The 16,148-nt window shown below is 57.9% G+C and carries 18 protein-coding genes and 2 pseudogenes; 14 read left to right on the top strand and 6 right to left on the bottom strand.

The window, feature by feature from the left end:
- Window positions 1-2 precede the first annotated feature (2 nt).
- The 3 genes from dtnK to AS136_RS15920 are packed head-to-tail and all read left to right on the top strand — an operon-like array spanning window position 3 to window position 2,980.
- Window positions 3-1,238 carry a D-threonate kinase gene (gene dtnK, locus AS136_RS15910; protein ID WP_023322586.1) on the top strand — a complete coding sequence of 412 codons (1,236 nt, stop codon included), beginning with the start codon at window positions 3-5 and terminating at the stop codon, window positions 1,236-1,238.
- A complete protein-coding gene (locus AS136_RS15915) occupies window positions 1,231-2,217 on the top strand; it encodes a D-threonate 4-phosphate dehydrogenase (RefSeq protein ID WP_012541770.1) in 987 nt (328 codons plus the stop codon). The genes dtnK and AS136_RS15915 overlap by 8 nt, the downstream gene beginning before the upstream one ends.
- 1 nt (window position 2,218) lies before the next feature.
- Entirely contained in the window at window positions 2,219-2,980 is a 762-nt protein-coding gene (locus AS136_RS15920; RefSeq protein ID WP_012968265.1) for a DeoR/GlpR family DNA-binding transcription regulator, read from the top strand.
- A 14-nt stretch (window positions 2,981-2,994) separates the two neighbouring features.
- Here the strand turns inward: AS136_RS15920 and AS136_RS15925 are convergent, their stop codons facing one another.
- Entirely contained in the window at window positions 2,995-3,939 is a 945-nt protein-coding gene (locus AS136_RS15925) for an L-lactate dehydrogenase (RefSeq protein WP_023322587.1), read from the bottom strand.
- A gap of 145 nt (window positions 3,940-4,084) precedes the next feature.
- On the opposite strand from AS136_RS15925, the gene AS136_RS15930 reads away from it, so the two are divergent.
- The gene (locus AS136_RS15930) at window positions 4,085-4,567 is read left to right on the top strand and encodes a GNAT family N-acetyltransferase (protein WP_008804952.1); all 483 of its coding nucleotides are present in this window, start codon (window positions 4,085-4,087) and stop codon (window positions 4,565-4,567) included.
- On the opposite strand, the gene ptrR is transcribed toward AS136_RS15930, so the two are convergent.
- The gene (gene ptrR / locus AS136_RS15935) at window positions 4,521-5,399 is read right to left on the bottom strand and encodes a putrescine utilization regulator PtrR (RefSeq protein ID WP_008804951.1); all 879 of its coding nucleotides are present in this window, start codon (window positions 5,397-5,399) and stop codon (window positions 4,521-4,523) included. The two genes, AS136_RS15930 and ptrR, sit on opposite strands and share 47 nt — an antisense overlap.
- 106 nt (window positions 5,400-5,505) lie before the next feature.
- Here ptrR and sad point away from each other — a divergent pair, with 106 nt between their 5' ends.
- The 7 genes and pseudogenes from sad to AS136_RS15970 form a co-directional block, all read left to right on the top strand.
- On the top strand, window positions 5,506-6,891 hold the full coding sequence (gene sad / locus AS136_RS15940) for a succinate-semialdehyde dehydrogenase (RefSeq protein ID WP_063266842.1): 1,386 nt from the start codon (window positions 5,506-5,508) through the stop codon (window positions 6,889-6,891).
- Between the two features lie 60 nt (window positions 6,892-6,951).
- Window positions 6,952-7,899, top strand: a complete 948-nt coding sequence (glsB, locus tag AS136_RS15945) for a glutaminase B (protein ID WP_022065782.1) — start codon at window positions 6,952-6,954, stop codon at window positions 7,897-7,899.
- Window positions 7,899-8,267, top strand: coding sequence for a DUF4186 domain-containing protein (locus AS136_RS15950; RefSeq protein ID WP_008804948.1), 369 nt, complete (start codon window positions 7,899-7,901; stop codon window positions 8,265-8,267). Before glsB ends, AS136_RS15950 begins: the two co-directional genes overlap by 1 nt.
- 114 nt (window positions 8,268-8,381) lie before the next feature.
- A complete protein-coding gene (locus AS136_RS15955; protein ID WP_008804947.1) occupies window positions 8,382-9,806 on the top strand; it encodes a GGDEF domain-containing protein in 1,425 nt (474 codons plus the stop codon).
- 77 nt (window positions 9,807-9,883) lie between these two features.
- Window positions 9,884-10,414, top strand: a complete 531-nt coding sequence (locus AS136_RS15960; RefSeq protein ID WP_023322591.1) for a GNAT family N-acetyltransferase — start codon at window positions 9,884-9,886, stop codon at window positions 10,412-10,414.
- 113 nt (window positions 10,415-10,527) lie between these two features.
- A complete protein-coding gene (locus AS136_RS15965; protein ID WP_023322592.1) occupies window positions 10,528-11,979 on the top strand; it encodes a tagaturonate reductase in 1,452 nt (483 codons plus the stop codon).
- Between the two features lie 105 nt (window positions 11,980-12,084).
- Window positions 12,085-12,423 (top strand): annotated as a pseudogene (locus tag AS136_RS15970) (GNAT family N-acetyltransferase); the annotation flags it as partial.
- Window positions 12,424-12,633: 210 nt separating this feature from the next.
- Here AS136_RS15970 and AS136_RS15975 read toward each other — a convergent pair.
- Window positions 12,634-12,810 (bottom strand): annotated as a pseudogene (locus AS136_RS15975) (tautomerase family protein); the annotation flags it as partial.
- Window positions 12,811-12,982: 172 nt separating this feature from the next.
- On the opposite strand from AS136_RS15975, the gene AS136_RS15980 reads away from it, so the two are divergent.
- Genes AS136_RS15980 through AS136_RS26955 form a run of 3 tightly spaced genes read left to right on the top strand, consistent with a single transcriptional unit; the run spans window position 12,983 to window position 14,399 of the window.
- Window positions 12,983-13,699, top strand: a complete 717-nt coding sequence (locus AS136_RS15980) for a hypothetical protein (protein ID WP_023322593.1) — start codon at window positions 12,983-12,985, stop codon at window positions 13,697-13,699.
- Window positions 13,700-13,703: 4 nt separating this feature from the next.
- Window positions 13,704-13,898 carry a hypothetical protein gene (locus AS136_RS15985; RefSeq protein ID WP_004184000.1) on the top strand — a complete coding sequence of 65 codons (195 nt, stop codon included), beginning with the start codon at window positions 13,704-13,706 and terminating at the stop codon, window positions 13,896-13,898.
- Between the two features lie 18 nt (window positions 13,899-13,916).
- Complete coding sequence (locus AS136_RS26955; RefSeq protein ID WP_012968258.1) at window positions 13,917-14,399, top strand: Hcp family type VI secretion system effector; 483 nt, start codon at window positions 13,917-13,919, stop codon at window positions 14,397-14,399.
- Window positions 14,400-14,447: 48 nt separating this feature from the next.
- Here the strand turns inward: AS136_RS26955 and AS136_RS15990 are convergent, their stop codons facing one another.
- The 3 genes from AS136_RS15990 to tam form a co-directional block, all read right to left on the bottom strand.
- The gene (locus AS136_RS15990; RefSeq protein ID WP_023322594.1) at window positions 14,448-14,828 is read right to left on the bottom strand and encodes a tautomerase family protein; all 381 of its coding nucleotides are present in this window, start codon (window positions 14,826-14,828) and stop codon (window positions 14,448-14,450) included.
- Window positions 14,819-15,139: a carboxymuconolactone decarboxylase family protein gene (locus AS136_RS15995; RefSeq protein ID WP_008804942.1), complete on the bottom strand. Its 321-nt coding sequence runs from the start codon at window positions 15,137-15,139 to the stop codon at window positions 14,819-14,821. The genes AS136_RS15990 and AS136_RS15995 overlap by 10 nt, the downstream gene beginning before the upstream one ends.
- Window positions 15,140-15,295: 156 nt before the next feature.
- Window positions 15,296-16,057 carry a trans-aconitate 2-methyltransferase gene (gene tam, locus AS136_RS16000; RefSeq protein WP_023322595.1) on the bottom strand — a complete coding sequence of 254 codons (762 nt, stop codon included), beginning with the start codon at window positions 16,055-16,057 and terminating at the stop codon, window positions 15,296-15,298.
- Between the last annotated feature and the right edge of the window lie 91 nt (window positions 16,058-16,148).

Consider the following 16,148-nt stretch of genomic DNA (forward strand, 5'->3'; position numbering starts at 1 on the left):
CAATGAACGATGGTAATAACCAGGTGCTGGTGCTGGCAGATGACTTTACGGGAGCCAATGACGCCGGTGTCAGCCTCGCTGAGGCGGGCATGTCGGTGGAAGTGGCCTTCAGCGCCGGGCAACCATCAACCGCCCGGGCGTTAATTCTCAACAGCGACAGCCGGGCAATGAGCGCCGCCGCCGCGGCGGACAAGGTCACCGGTCTGCTGCGCGGCGCGGCAAGATTCGTCCCGCACTGGCAGGTAAAGAAGATCGACTCCACGCTGCGCGGCAACCTTGGCGGCGAACTGGAGGCAATGATGGCGGCGCACGGCTGCCGGCTGGCGGTGGTGGCCCCGGCGTATCCGGCGGCCGGGCGGCATACCCGGGACGGGCGCTGCTATGTGCATGGGGTGGCCCTCGATCAGACCGAATTTGCCAGCGATCCGAAAACGCCCGTGAGCCGGGCGGAGATTAGCGAAATTATCGCCATGCAGAGCCGTCTTCCCTGTCTGACGTTGAACGCTGCCCGGCTTCCGGCGGCATTAGCGACGGCGGGCGAGGAGAAGCGAGTGTTGATTGTCGACGCCTGGGAAGACAGCCATCTGGACCAGGTGATCGACGCCGTTGCGCCCCATGCGCGGGAGACCCTGCTGGTCGGCTCGGCGGGACTTTGCGAGGCGCTGGCGCGCCGCCTGCGCCGCAGCGAGCAGGGGCCGCTACTGGCGCTGGTTGGTTCGATGAGCGAGATGGCGCAGCGCCAGGTCGCTGCGCTGCAGGCTCATTCCCGAGTGAGAAAGATCGAAATAGATGTCGAACAGGCCTTTAGCAGATCGCCGAAGGAGGAAGCCTCGCGGATCGCCGAGGTGCTGCGTGAGGGTCATCACTGTGTGGTGACCACCCGCCCGAATAACGCCGCCCGGCACGGGATTGAAGCCCAGTGCCGCGAACATGGCCTCACCCGCGCGGCCTACGGGGAGCACATCTGCGCCTGGCTTGCCGACGTCACGGCGCAGGCGGTGGCGCTGTGCCCACCGGGCGCCCTGTACCTCTCTGGCGGCGATGTAGCCATCGCCGTCGCGCACGCGCTCGGCGCCACCGGATTTCAGATCCGTGGGCGGGTGGCGCAGTGTGTGCCTTACGGGCACTTTCTCGGCGGTCGCTGGTCGCGGCCGGTGATGACCAAAGCAGGGGGATTCGGCACCGACACTACGCTGTTAAATGTTGTGAATTTTATTGAGGAGAAACTGAGTGTCTAACATGATTGCAGTGACAATGGGCGACCCGGCAGGGATTGGTCCGGAGATTATTATCAAATCCCTCGCCGAAGGGGCGCTGAGCGGCGCGCCGGTGGTGGTGGTGGGCTGCGCGCAGACGCTGCGGCGGATCCTGGCGCTGAATATTACGCCGCGGGCGGAGCTGCGCATCATTGACCATCCCGCCGAGGCGAGTTTTTCCCCAGCGACCATCAACGTTATTGATGAACCGCTCAGCGACCCGCAGGGGCTGCGCCCTGGCGAAGTTCAGGCCCAGGCAGGGGACCTCGCGTTTCGCTGCATCAGGCGGGCGACCGCGCTGGCGCTGGACGGCGCGGTCGCGGCCATCGCTACCGCGCCGCTAAATAAAGAGGCGCTGCATCTCGCCGGGCACGCTTTCCCCGGCCATACCGAACTGCTGGCCCACCTGACGCAGACCACCGATTACGCCATGGTGCTCTATACCGAGAAGCTCAAGGTTATCCATATCACTACTCATATCGCCCTGCGCCAGTTCCTCGATACCCTCAACCAGCCGCGAATCGAGACGGTGATTGGCGTAGCGGATCGGTTTTTGCGCCGGGTCGGCTATCAGCGTCCGCGCATTGCGGTTGCCGGCGTTAACCCGCACGCCGGGGAGAACGGCCTGTTTGGCGATGAAGAGATCCGCATCGTCGCCCCGGCGGTCGCCGCCATGCAGGCGCAGGGGATAGAGGTCACCGGCCCCTGTCCACCGGACACGGTGTTTATGCAGTGTCACGAAGGTATGTACGACATGGTGGTGGCGATGTACCACGATCAGGGGCATATCCCGCTGAAGCTGCTCGGGTTCTATGATGGGGTGAATATCACCGCCGGGCTGCCGTTTATCCGTACCTCAGCGGATCATGGCACCGCGTTTGATATTGCCTGGACAGGTAAAGCGAAGTCTGAGAGCATGGCAACCTCCATTGAGCTCGCCATGCACATCGCGCAGGAATAACATGAAGGGATATAACCGGTTAGAGCAGATTATGGACTTCCTGAAAAGCCATAATCTGGTGACAGTCGACCAGCTGGTGGCGGCGACCAACGCCTCGCCGGCCACCATTCGTCGCGACCTGATCAAACTCGATCAGGAAGGGGTGATCAGCCGTACACATGGCGGGGTGACGCTGAACCGGTTTATTCCTTCCCAGCCGACGACGCTGGAGAAAGCCCAGCGCAGTCCGCTGGAAAAGCAGGCTATCGCCAGCGCGGCGGCCGCGCTGGTGAAGGCCGGCGACGCGATTGTGCTTGACGCCGGCACCACCATGATTGAGCTGGCGCGGCAGATCACCCATCTGCCGCTGCGGGTGATCACCAGCGATTTACATATCGCGCTGTTTTTGTCGGAATTTAAGCAGATAGAAGTGACGATTATCGGTGGGCGCATCGATGACAGCAGCCAGTCGTGCATCGGCGATCACGGCCGCCGCCTGCTGCAGACCATCTGGCCGGACCTTGCCTTCGTCAGTTGCAACGGCTGGGACCTCGAGAAGGGGATCACCGCCCCGACGGAGGAGAAGGCTGCCCTGAAACGTGATCTGATGGCTAATGCCCGGCGGCGCATCCTGCTGGCGGACAGCTCCAAATACGGCGCCTGGTCACTGTTCAATATTGCCCCGCTGGAGTCGTTGACCGATATCGTCACCGACGCCCATCTGCCGGAGGCGACCCGCGAGGCGCTGGTGACCCTTTCCCCACAGCTGATCATTGCCGACTGACTTGCAGGCTGCCGTCAGGGCAGACGGGCAATATTGGCCTTGATCACCGCCATCGACTGGCTGAACTTCGCCTGCTCCTCGGCGGCCAGCTGCAGTTCAATAATCTGCTCCACGCCACCCTGGGCCAGCACCGCCGGCACCCCAGCCGCCGCGCCGCTGACCCCGTATTCACCGTCAAGAATGCAGGAGACCGCCAGCGCGCGGTGGCTGCCGGTGAAGATATTGCGGCAGATCTCGGCGATGGTGCCTGCCACGCCATATTCGGTGCAGCCTTTACCCGCGTAGATCTCAAACCCCAGTTTTCGTACTTTTTCGGCCATTGCCTCGCGGTCGAGCGGGTGGCCAGTGCGCTGCTGGTAGAGGTCGGCGATCGGCGAGCCATACACCGAGGAGTGTGACCATACCGGAAACTGGGTATCGCCATGCTCGCCGAGGATAAAGGCGTCGATGCTCTGGGCGCCAATATCCAGCTCCTGCGCCAGCAGGCGACGCAGGCGGGTGGTATCCAGCCAGACCCCGGTGCCCAGCACCTGACTGCGCGGCAGGCCAGAGAGCTGCCATACCTGCCAGGTGATGATGTCGCAGGGGTTGGTGGCCACCAGAAAGATGCCGTTAAACCCGTTGGCCATCATCGTCGGCACAATACTTTTCACAATCTTCGCCGTCGTGGTCAGTTCATCCAGCCGACTCTGACCGGGGCGCAGCGCACCGCCGGAAACGGTGATCACCGCGATATCGACATCAGCGCAGTCGCTGGCTTCCCGGGTGGAGATGGTCATCATCCCCGGCAGATAGGCCGCGGCATCGCTGAGATCCTGAGCATGGGCCTCGGCGCGCTGTTGGTTAAGGTCGACGAGGATCAGCTCCTCGCAAATGCTCTGGTTGAGCAGGGCGTAGGCCGCCGACGCGCCGACATTGCCGGCGCCAATAATCATCACTTTACGGGCTTTGGTGTGCATATTCAGATCTCAAGTACGAACGGCAGGGGATAAAATTACTGTGTTTCAGCGAGTTAGCGCAAGAGGTGGGCAGCAATATAAGTTAATGCTATGGCGGAAACGGGCCGAGGGCGCGCTACAGTGGCGTAAAAAAAGGAGTTCACCTATGTATACCGTTACCGACATCGCCCCCACCGACGCAGAATTTACCGCCCTGATTGCCGCTCTCGACGCCTGGCAGGAGACACTCTATCCGGCAGAGAGCAACCATTTGCTGGACCTCAGCCAGCTGCCGCCGCAGACGGTGATCGCCCTGGTCATCCGCAGCGCGCAGGGCGAGGCCGTTGGCTGCGGGGCTATCGTCCTCAGTGAGGAAGGTTTCGGCGAGATGAAGCGGGTCTATATCGATCCGCAGCACCGCGGACAGCAGCTGGGAGAAAAGCTGCTGGCGGCGCTGGAAGCGAAAGCGCGTCAGCGTGACTGTCATACGCTGCGGCTTGAAACCGGTATCCATCAGCATGCGGCCATCACCCTCTACACGCGCAACGGCTACCAGACCCGCTGCGCGTTTGCGCCGTATCAGCCCGATCCGCTCAGCGTGTTTATGGAGAAACCGCTGTTTGCCGATCTTCGTTCAGCAGCGCTATAAACGCCTCCAGCTGGCGGGTTTTGGCGCCCCGGCGCCACACCAGCCAGGTGGTTAACCAGCGCCACTCTTCGGCTAGCGGCCAGGCGGAAACCTGCTGATGACCGGGCATACTCTCCAGCATACTGCGCGGGATCAACGCCAGGCCCGCGCCGGCGATCACGCAGGCCAGCATCCCATGGTAAGACTCCATCTCGTGGATCCTGCCCGGGGTTGCTCTGTCGGCATGGAACCAGCTCTCAAAATGCCGGCGGTAGGAGCAGTTGGCGCGAAAGGCGTAAACGTTGGCCCCGTTCACTTCGCTGGCGCGGTCGATGGGCGCGTGGCCGTATGGGGCGACGATCATCATCTCTTCCGGGAACACCGGCAGCCCCTCCAGACCCGGATGCACCAGCGGGCCGTCAACGAACGCGGCGCTCAGGGCGCCCTCCAGCACGCCGTCGATCATCGTCCCGGAAGGGCCGGTGGAGAGCGCCAGGTGAATTTTCGGGTAGCGCTGATTAAAGTGGGCCAGGGTGGTGGGGATCCGTACCGCCGCGGTGCTCTCCAGCGAACCAAGAGAAAACAGCCCCTGGGGTTCGTCGCCCGCCACCACCATCCGCGCCTCGTCCACCAGGGCGAGGATCTGCTGGCTGTAGCGCAAAAAGCTGTGTCCCGCAGGCGAGAGGCGCAGGCGCTGGTTCTCGCGGATAAACAGCTCAACGCCGAGGTCTGCCTCCAGCTGGCGGATGCGGGTGGTGAGGTTGGACGGCACGCGATGCACTTTCTGGGCCGCCTGGGTAATGCTGCCGGTGGTGGCGACAGCGTTAAACATCTCTAGCTGAGTCAGGTCCATACTATTCTTCTTTTGTGAATGCGTTGCTTAATATTATTCATTTTCAATGAATGGAAAGGTAAGCCAGAATACGGTTACTTCGCAAGCAACGAGAGAGAGAATAACGATGAATTTATCTGCAACGCACGCGGTTTCCGTCAACCCGACTACCGGTGAGGTGGTCTCCTCGCTGCCCTGGGCCAGCGAACGCGAGGTCGATGCGGCTATCGCTCTCGCCGCGGCAGGCTATCGCCAGTGGCGTCAGACGCCGCTCGCCGAGCGCGCTGATGCGCTGCGCCGCATCGGGGCCGCGCTGCGCGCCCGCGGGGAAGAGGTGGCCCAGATGATCACCCTCGAGATGGGCAAGCCGATCGCTCAGGCGCGCGGCGAGGTGGCGAAATCCGCCAACCTCTGCGACTGGTACGCCGAGCACGGCCCGGCGATGCTGGCGACGGAAGCCACCCAGGTGGAAAATAACCAGGCGGTGATTGAGTATCGTCCGCTGGGCGCCATTCTGGCGGTCATGCCGTGGAACTTCCCGGTCTGGCAGGTGCTGCGCGGCGCGGCGCCGATCCTGCTGGCCGGCAACAGCTACCTGCTGAAGCATGCCCCGAACGTGATGGGCAGCGCCCGCCTGCTGGACGAGATTTTTGCCGCCGCCGGCCTGCCGGATGGCGTGTTCGGTTGGGTGAACGCCACCAATGACGGCGTTTCGCAGATCATCAATGACGACCGCATCGCGGCGGTGACCGTCACCGGCAGCGTCCGCGCCGGCAAGGCGATTGGCGCCCAAGCGGGGGCGGCGCTGAAGAAATGCGTGCTTGAGCTGGGTGGCTCCGATCCCTTTATCGTGCTCAACGATGCCGACCTGGATGAGGCGGTGAAGGCCGCCGTCACCGGCCGCTATCAGAACAGCGGCCAGGTGTGCGCCGCGTCGAAACGCTTCATCCTCGAAGCCGGCATTGCCGACGCGTTCACCCGCAAATTCGTCGACGCCGTGGCGGCGCTGAAGATGGGCGACCCGCGCGATGAGCAAAACTACGTCGGACCGATGGCGCGTTTCGACCTGCGCGATGAACTGCACCAGCAGGTGACCGCGACCCTTGATGAAGGGGCAACTCTGCTGCTGGGCGCGGAAAAAATCGAAGGGGCGGGCAACTACTATGCGCCAACCGTGCTGGGCAATGTCACCGCCGGGATGACCGGTTTTCGTCAGGAGCTGTTTGGTCCGGTAGCGACCCTCACCACCGCTCGCGACGCTGACCATGCACTGGCCCTCGCCAACGACAGCGAGTTTGGCCTGTCGGCAACTGTCTACACCACCGACGAGGCGCAGGCCCAGCGCTTCGCCCGCGAGCTGGAGTGCGGCGGCGTCTTCCTCAACGGCTACTGCGCCAGCGACGCCCGCGTGGCCTTCGGCGGCGTGAAGAAGAGTGGTTTTGGTCGCGAGCTGTCGCATTTTGGTCTGCACGAGTTCTGTAATGCGCAGACTGTCTGGAAAGACCGTCGCTAATCAACGTTAGCCCCCTGACGACCGTCGCCCACCTCTGCTATACTCGCCCACCAAATTTCGATGGTGGGCAAGGAGCTGCATGTGGCGGCGGTGATCAATAACGCAATGCTGGAAGCCATTCTGGCAGAAATCAGGCCGCTGATTGGCCGCGGTAAAGTGGCGGATTACATTCCGGCGCTGGCCAGCGTCAGCGGCGATAAGCTTGGCATTGCGATCAGTACGGTAGACGGGCAGCACTTCGCCGCCGGCGATGCGCATGAACGTTTTTCCATCCAGTCTATCTCCAAGGTATTGAGCCTGGTGGTGGCCATGAACCACTATCAGGAAGAGGAGATCTGGCAGCGGGTGGGGAAAGATCCCTCCGGCCAGCCCTTTAACTCCCTTCTGCAGCTCGAGATCGAGCAGGGCAAACCGCGAAACCCGTTTATCAACGCCGGGGCGCTGGTGGTCTGCGACATGCTGCAGAGCCGGCTCAGCGCCCCGCGTCAGCGGATGCTGGAGATTGTCCGCCGCCTGAGCGGCGTGGCCGATATCGCCTACGATCCGGTGGTGGCCCGCTCTGAGTTCGAGCATTCGGCGCGCAACGCCGCCATCGCCTGGCTGATGAAATCCTTCGGTAACTTCCATAACGACGTCGCCACCGTGCTGCAGAACTATTTCCACTACTGTTCGCTGGAGATGAGCTGCGTTGAGCTGGCGCGAACCTTCCTGTTCCTCGCCGATCGCGGTATCGCCCCGCACCTGGAGGCACCGGTTATCGCGCCCATTCAGTCCCGTCAGGTGAATGCCCTGATGATGACCAGCGGCATGTACCAGAACGCCGGCGAATTCGCCTGGCGCGTTGGCCTGCCGGCGAAATCGGGCGTCGGCGGCGGAATTGTGGCGATTGTGCCGCAGGAGATGGCGATCGCCGTGTGGAGCCCGGAGCTTGATGACGCCGGGAACTCGCTGGCCGGCGTGGCGCTGCTGGAAAAACTGACTCAGCGGATGGGGAGGTCGGTGTTCTGATGGTTGAGCAGGATCGGTTGTTTGCCCGTCTGGCGCGCTCGACGTTTCGTTCACGCTTTCGACTCGGGGTCAAAGAGCGGCAATACTGTCTTGATAAGGGGCCGGAGATCATCGACCAGCACGCTGCGGATTTTATCCGCCAGCGGCTGGCGCCCGCCGAACCGATGAACGACGGTAAGCAGACGCCGATGCGCGGCCATCCGGTATTTATCGCCCAGCATGCGACCGCCACCTGCTGCCGCGGCTGTCTGGAAAAATGGCACGCCATTCCCCACGGCCGCGCGCTGAGCGAGCAGGAGCAGCGCTATGTGGTGCAGGTGATCCATCACTGGCTGGTGCTGCAGATGAACGGCCCGTCTGTGCGGTAATCTGCATTTGATCGGCGCCGGAGTATGCCTGATAAATATTCTCATGTTATGATAATCCGCTAACTAATTATTAACATAATAATTGCCTGAAACAATTAGACGGATAATTACTGAATGTCTTCACTGTCGATTCGGTCATTTACGCTGTTTCGTGAAGAGCAGCCCGTGCGCGACGCACTGGTATTATTCACGTTAACGCTACTACTGCATTTTCTGGGGGCCATGCTGCGCCTGGTGCAGGAGCTCTCATTCTTCTGGCCGCTCAATGCCGTGATGGCCGGGATCTTTGCGCGCTATGTCTGGCTTAATCGCAGCTATTTTTATGCCGTCTGTTTTGCGGCAATGCTGGTTTATGACGGACTCACTTCGCGCTGGGGGATGGGCTTTGCCTCATTGCTGATTAATTTCTCCAATATTGTCTTTATTGTGGTGCTGGCGCAGCTGGTGCTGTGGGATAAGCGACGCGCCGACTCCATGCCCGGCCCGATTAATGCGCTTAATTTATTCTGTTTTTGCCTGTTTGCCGCCTTATTGTGCGCCGCCGTCGGCGCCCTGGGGTCGGTGGATGTTGAACGCGCCACCTTTATTCCCCAACTGGCAGACTGGTTTAGCGAACAGTTCTCGACAGCGGTGCTGATCCTGCCGTTTATTCTGACCCTGACGTTGCCTTCGGCATTAAGCGGTTTTCGTTTTCGCCAACTGCTGCCCGCGCTGGCGCTGGTGCTGTCGATAGCCCTCGGCGTGGCGGTGGGCGGCGCCGGCAGCATTACCTTCCCGTTGCCGGCCCTGATCTGGTGCGCCGTTCGTTATCCGCTGCCGCTGACCTGCCTGTTAACCTTTCTCACCGGCATCAGCGAGATATTGCTGGTCGCCAACTCGTTAATTCACTTTTCGCCGGATGCGCGAATGCAGCCGTGGCAGCTGTTCTCCACCCGCCTCGGCATTGCCGCTATGCTTATTAGCCCGGTCATTGTCGCTTCCAGTGTCGAAGCGATTAACACGCTGGTGAAACAGCTGGCCCTGCGCGCCGATTTTGATTTTCAGACCCGGGTGTATTCCCGTTCCGGACTGAGCGAGGCGCTGAAGCGTCAGGCGTTGCCCGCCGATAAGCTGCTGACGGTGATGGTGCTGGATATCGATGGCTTCAAACGGGTGAATGATGCTCTGGGCCATGAAGGCGGCGATTGCGTATTGACTCAGTTTGCCCAACAGGTTCGGCAGCTGGTGGACGAGCAGGGGATGGTTGCCCGCATTGGCGGTGAAGAGTTTGCGGTGGCGGCGGTCGTCGACAGTACCCAGCAGGGCTATTTACTGGCGGAAAAAATCCGCCACGGGGTGGAGTCGCAACCCTTCGGCCTGGGGCAGAATCCAATTCATCTGACCATCAGCATGGGGCTGGAGACGCGCGAGGTGGGGCACGCTCGCATCACGGAGCTGTTTAACCAATTGCTGATGGCGGCAGACGAGGAGATGGTCAAAGCCAAACAGACCGGTCGCAATCGCATCTGTATGCCAGCGCTAACCGAAAGTGCGCCATAAGAAAATCCTATACGGAATCCGCTTGTGTTAATTTTTGGTTAAAAACATAGTGATGTGGTCAATTACAGGGAGCTTCCATGACCACATCCTTTTCACTGCGCACGCTGTCGCGTGACGATATTTTGCACCACCTCCCGGCATTAAGCGATATCCTGGCAAGCTGCGTCAACGGCGGCGCCTCGGTAAGTTTTATGCTGCCCTTTAGCGCGCACACGGCCACCACTTTCTGGCAACAGACCGCCGACAGCGTGGCGGCCGGCGAGCGCATCGTGCTGGCGGCCCTCGACGCGGATGAACGGCCCGTCGGTACCGTGCAACTTATTACCCGCCAACCGGAAAACCAGCCCCATCGTGCGGATGTCGCCAAACTTTTGGTTCACCAAAATGCCCGCCGCCAGGGGATTGCCAACGCGCTGATGAGCGAGCTAGAGCATGTTGCCCGACAGGAAGGGAAGACGGTGTTGGTGCTGGACACGGCAGCCGGTAGCGGGGCGGAGCAGTTCTATGTCCGCTGTGGCTGGGAAAAAGTGGGGGAAATCCCGCGCTATGCGCTGATGCCTGACGGAGAGATGACCGCCACCTCACTGTTCTATAAGTTTTTGCCCTGACGGTCGCTATTGCAGAATGCTTTGATCAAAACGGGGTTTCACTGGTAGAAAAACCTGATAACTTATTGGACCAATTACTCAGGTTGTATGACTACTATTAGAGGGAACCCATTGTGAAAACATTAAACCGTCGTGATTTCCCCGGCGCGCAGTACCCTGACCGTATCATCCAGTTTGGTGAAGGCAATTTCCTGCGCGCATTCGTTGACTGGCAGATAGATCTCCTCAACGAGCATACCGACCTGAATGCGGGCATCGTGGTCGTCCGTCCTATTGCGACGGATTTCCCGCCTTCACTGAGCACCCAGGACGGCCTTTACACCACCATTATTCGCGGTCTGAACGAGCAGGGTGAGGCGGTGAGCGACGCGCGCCTGATCCGCTCGGTCAACCGGGAGATCAGCGCTTACGCTGACTTCGACGCTTTTTTACGTCTGGCGCATAACCCGGAGATGCGGTTTGTCTTCTCCAATACCACTGAGGCGGGCATCAGCTACCATGCCGGGGATCGTTTTGACGACGCGCCGCCGGTCAGCTATCCGGCGAAACTGACGCGTCTGCTGTTTGAACGCTACCAGCATTTCGCCGGTGCGGCCGACAAGGGATGGGTGATTATTCCCTGCGAACTGATCGATTATAACGGCGAGGCGCTGCAGGCGCTGGTGCTGCGCTATGCTGCTGAGTGGCAGCTGCCGCAGGCCTTTATCCGCTGGCTGACCTCAGCGAACACCTTCTGTTCAACGCTGGTGGATCGCATCGTAACCGGCTATCCGCGTGATGAAGTGGCGGCCCTTGAGGCACAGACTGGCTATAAAGATGCCTTCCTTGATACCGCCGAGCATTTCTACCTGTTTGTGATCCAGGGGCCTGCCTCGCTGGCGGCCGAGCTGCGTCTCGATAAACTACCGCTGAATGTGCGCATTGTGGACGATATCAAGCCGTATAAAGAGCGCAAAGTGGCGATCCTCAACGGGGCGCACACCGCGCTGGTGCCGGTGGCCTTCCTGGCCGGGATCGACACCGTGGGTGAGGCGATGAACGATGCGGAGATTTGCGCGTTTGTCGAAAAAGCGATTTATGACGAGATTATTCCGGTGCTGGATCTGCCGCGCGATGAGCTTGAGTCATTTGCCAGCGCCGTGACCGGGCGCTTCCGTAACCCGTATATTAAACATCAGCTGCTTTCGATTGCGCTCAACGGCATGACCAAATACCGCACTCGCATTCTGCCGCAACTGCTGGCAGGGCAGCAAAAGAGTGGGCAACTGCCGCCGCGGCTGACTTTTGCCCTGGCAGCGCTGATCGCCTTCTACCGGGGAGAGCGGGAGGGGGAACGCTATCCGGTACAGGATGACGACGAATGGTTGGCGCGATACCAGACGCTGTGGGCCCGACATCGCGATCGCCAGATGAGCACCCGTGAGCTGGTGACTGCCGTGCTCAGTGTGGAAGCTCACTGGGAGCAGGATTTGAGCCAGATCCCGGGTCTGGTGGAGCAGGTGACTGCCGACCTCGATGCTATCCTGTCTCGCGGTATGCGCGATGCTGTACAGCCCTTGTGCTGATAGCGGACGTCATTCACCCGGCTGCGGCCGGGTTTTAAAGCCCTTTAATTAGTTACAACATGCTTTTTTATCACAGCTATCAAGCCGGTCGGTCACTCCGCTGCAAAATGCACCTGGCAGCGAATGCTGGACGAGAACTCCCCGGTGCTGGGCAGGGTGGCTGTGGTCGATGATACGGTGGTGGGGTTCGCCATCTGCATTCTTCACGAGGGAACCTGGGTCACCACGCCCATCTGCTATCTGGAGGATCTGTTTGTCGATCCTGCCTTCCGTGGACAAGGCATTGCCAGAACAATCATTAAGTCGCTGCAAACCGAAGGGGCAGACAAAGGCTGGTCACGGTTGTACTGGCATACGCGCCGTGATAATCCCGCCCGTCATCTGTATGATGAGTTTACCCCGGCTGACGATTATGTGCGCTACAGGATCACGCTTGGGTCCTGAAGCGGTAAGAGGTTGTTAAGCTTTTCCCGCTATAACAGGGGAAACCGGCTCAGGAGAAGCAACGATGGAAAAACGTCTCGACACAGTGGTCAATCTGATTATGTTTCTTTCACTATTGGCTACGGCCTGGGATCTCTCACTGGTGCATCATCTCGCCTGGTAGCAAAGATATCGTGCTGAAACGCGGCGCCTCATGCGGCGCCGCCGGCGTTATTCATCCACCATCTTCCCTGCGCTAAAACTCCAGTCCTCCCGCTGGTTAAACTGGATAACCACCATCACGTCCTGCGGGCTGACCGCCATCTCATCGGCTAACCGCGCACAGAGCCGACGATAAAGCCTCTGTTTCTGCGCCCGGCTGCGCGGTTTACCGGCAAAAATATGAATAATAGCTAACTGAGATATTTTTAACCGGGCAGGGTGCGAGTGAATTTAAACAAAAATAGTAAAGTCAATATTACTATCAAGACCATCTTTTTATAAGTATATTGAAAGGCCAGATGATCATAAGAAATATATGCATGAACAATGAATGATCTAATAAAGGAAGGATCTGATTATGTATTATAGGGATTTCATTATTACCTCTATCGAGGCAGAGCGTATTCTGGCCATGAAATTTGATGAAGCATTTGCTGGAGTGAAAAAGAATGTTATTGATACACTGAATCAAATGGGAAATGGTATAACCCGTGCTTCGTATTATACTTCCTGCTTAATGAATAATTATCAGGATGTTTGCTCAAAGTTAAAGCAAGAGGACACAAGATTTATTGCAGGGCTGACGCAGTTAGTTAAAAACCGTGATATCATTTTCCAAATGATTAAAATATATATAGAAACCTACTTTCAAAATAAAAAAGAAGAAAAAGCTCAATATATTCTTAAGAAGCTTGTCGGGGCGGGAGTTTACCTATCATCAGCAGGGTTAACTAATCGGATTTTAATCATGGCAGTAGCAACCATGATTTGCCAGACTTCCAGGTTTAATACTGTTGTATATGGGCGTATCAACAGGGCAAGGTCATTAGTCCTTAAAGGGAGTGTAACTGCTACCGCAGTGGTATTGAACGTGTATGGATTGATACAGGATGCCGCAAATAGCGCTGACAATTTGAAAATGCATAATTCATTTTATTACAATGCCTTATATGCCAACCATCTGGAGATGATGTACTTTCTCATCGAACCTGTCATCACAGGAGTTCCTTATTTAAATCCGATGATTATTTCTGATGATGAACTTGCTGAATTACTTATTAAATTAATGAGGTGAATGGATGGGTTTCTTGAAAAGATGGTTAAAGGAAGAATTCATTCTTTTTTTATGGGGGTGGGGCATTGTATTATTAATCATTGTATTTAGCATGATTGCAGTCTCTCTTTTCCCTGACATTGCCATTAACTTAATAGGACTTTTTATTTTATTAATCATTGGGTTTCACGTTGTTGTTTGGTTTAAAGTTAAAAACTGATATGAAAGAGGAGGGGTAATGTCAAATCCAGCATATTTATGGTTAACTGATGAGAATGATTCGCCTATTATAGGTTCTTGCCTGATGCCCACACGTACAGGTTCCATCGAATTGCGCGCAGTGAATCATCATGTTTGGTTACCTACCGATAATAATACAGGAAAGCTGACGGGAACCCGTCTTCATACACCGGTTAAAATTCAAAAAGAGTTTGACAGAACAACACCTTTGTTATTTAGGGCTCTTTGTGAAGGTCGAACCTTAAAATCGGCAACGCTAAAAATGTACAGAATAAATGAGGCGGGACTGGAAATTGAATATTTTAACATAGCGATGGCGAATATTAAGATTACGGCAATCACACCAAATTTACATCCGGCCGGAATGACAAGTACTCACCTTGAAGACATTGATTTCCGTTATGAGACGATCACCTGGAGATACACAGAAGGGAACATCATGTATCGTGATTCATGGAACGATCGCTGTTGTGCCTGGTAGCAAATAATATAGTGCTGAAACGCGGCGCCTCATGCGGCGCCGCCGGCGTTATTCATCCGCCATCTTCCCTGCGCTAAAACTCCAGTCCTCCCGCTGGTTAAACTGGATAACCACCATCACGTCCTGCGGGCTGACCGCCATCTCATCGTCTAACCGCGCACAGAGCCGACGATAAAGCCCCTGTTTCTGCGCCCGGCTGCGCGGTTTACCGGCGAAAATATGAAACAGCACGAAGCGGGTGCTGCGTCCGTCGCTGAGGTAGTTCGGGTCGTAAATGCGCTGCTCGTCGGCGGCCTGCTCGATAAACTGAAATTTATCTGCTGACGGCACGTCGAACTCTGCCACCAGACACTCATGAAAGAGCGCCGACAATTGAGCAAACTCCGTGGGACGCCAGGCCGTGCCAAGCGATATGCGGGTCAGGGGCATGGTGTCTCCTGCTCATTCAGACAGGTCAGGGCGCTGGCCGCCGCCGGCCAGCCGGCATAGAACGCCAGATGGGTGAACAGCTCGACGATTTCGGCCTGGCTCAGGCCATTTTGATAGCCGAGAGCAATATGCCACGGCAGTTGCTGGGTTTTACCCAGCGCCGTCAGGGCAGAAAGGGTGATCAGGCTCCGTTCGCGGGGCGACAGATCGCGGCGAGCCCAGATATCACCAAACAGTACCGTTTCGGTCAGTTCGGCCAGTTTTGGCGCAATGGCGGCCAGGGTGTTGCGATTAACAGCGCTATTTTCCACAGTGACTCCCGTTATTGGGTGTTGAGATGGCAATCACTGTCGCATGCCGGGAAAGAGGTTGAATATCGCAATGTTCAGGATATTTCGTCCTGATAAACAGGATGATTTTTCACCCTGTTCTCCTTATTCATTGCCACGCTTAAGCGCTCATTCCGGTTAGACGTCGATTTTTCGCGCCACGATAAACAACCTGGGGAATCGCAGGAGCACCTTTCCGTTACACTGTAACGGATAGTGTTCGGCCAGTAGTTCGACATAGCGTGTCAGAAATGCGTTTCTGGACTGCTCGTCCAGGCCGGCCAGATAGGGACGCAATCCGGTCCCCTGCAACCAGTCGCTTATCGCCTGATGGGAAGCGAGGGGATGAAAATAGGTGGTGCGCCAGATATCAACTTCACAACCCTGACGGGTCAGCATGTCATACCAGGCGTCCGGCGGGAGTAAGGGCTGGCGCCCGCGGTCCGGTAATCCCTGCTCGTCGGCGACCTGGCGCATCAGGGTATGCGAAGGTTCCTGCCAGTTATCCGGCATTTGCACGGCCAGCGTCCCGTTGACTGCCAGCTGCGCCACCAGATGTGGAAACAGCATCTCATGATCCGCCAGCCACTGCAGAGAGGCGTTCGCATAGATCACGTCTACCGGTTGCGCAGGCCGCCAGCGGGCAATATCGGCGTCGATGAACTCACAGTCGGGTAAGGCCTGTGCCGCCTGAGCCAGCATGGCCGGGGAGTTATCGATACCGGTGATTGCCGCCAGCGGCCAGGCGGCGCGCAGCAGGCGGGTGCTGTTTCCCGGCCCGCAGCCAAGGTCGACAACGTGCTCAACCTGCAGATGGGCAATACGCGAGAGCAGGTCGGCCGCGGGGCGGGTACGTTCAGCGTCAAATTGCAGATACAAAGAAGGGTTCCAGTCAGCCATAGCGCGGTCCAGTGTGAGGGAAGACTGGGCAAAGCATAGAACGCCACAGGCCGACTGTCAGCCGCCGAATGTTACCAGCGGTAACCCACTT

This window comes from Klebsiella sp. D5A, from assembly GCF_001620885.1.
Lineage (GTDB): Bacteria > Pseudomonadota > Gammaproteobacteria > Enterobacterales > Enterobacteriaceae > Klebsiella > Klebsiella variicola.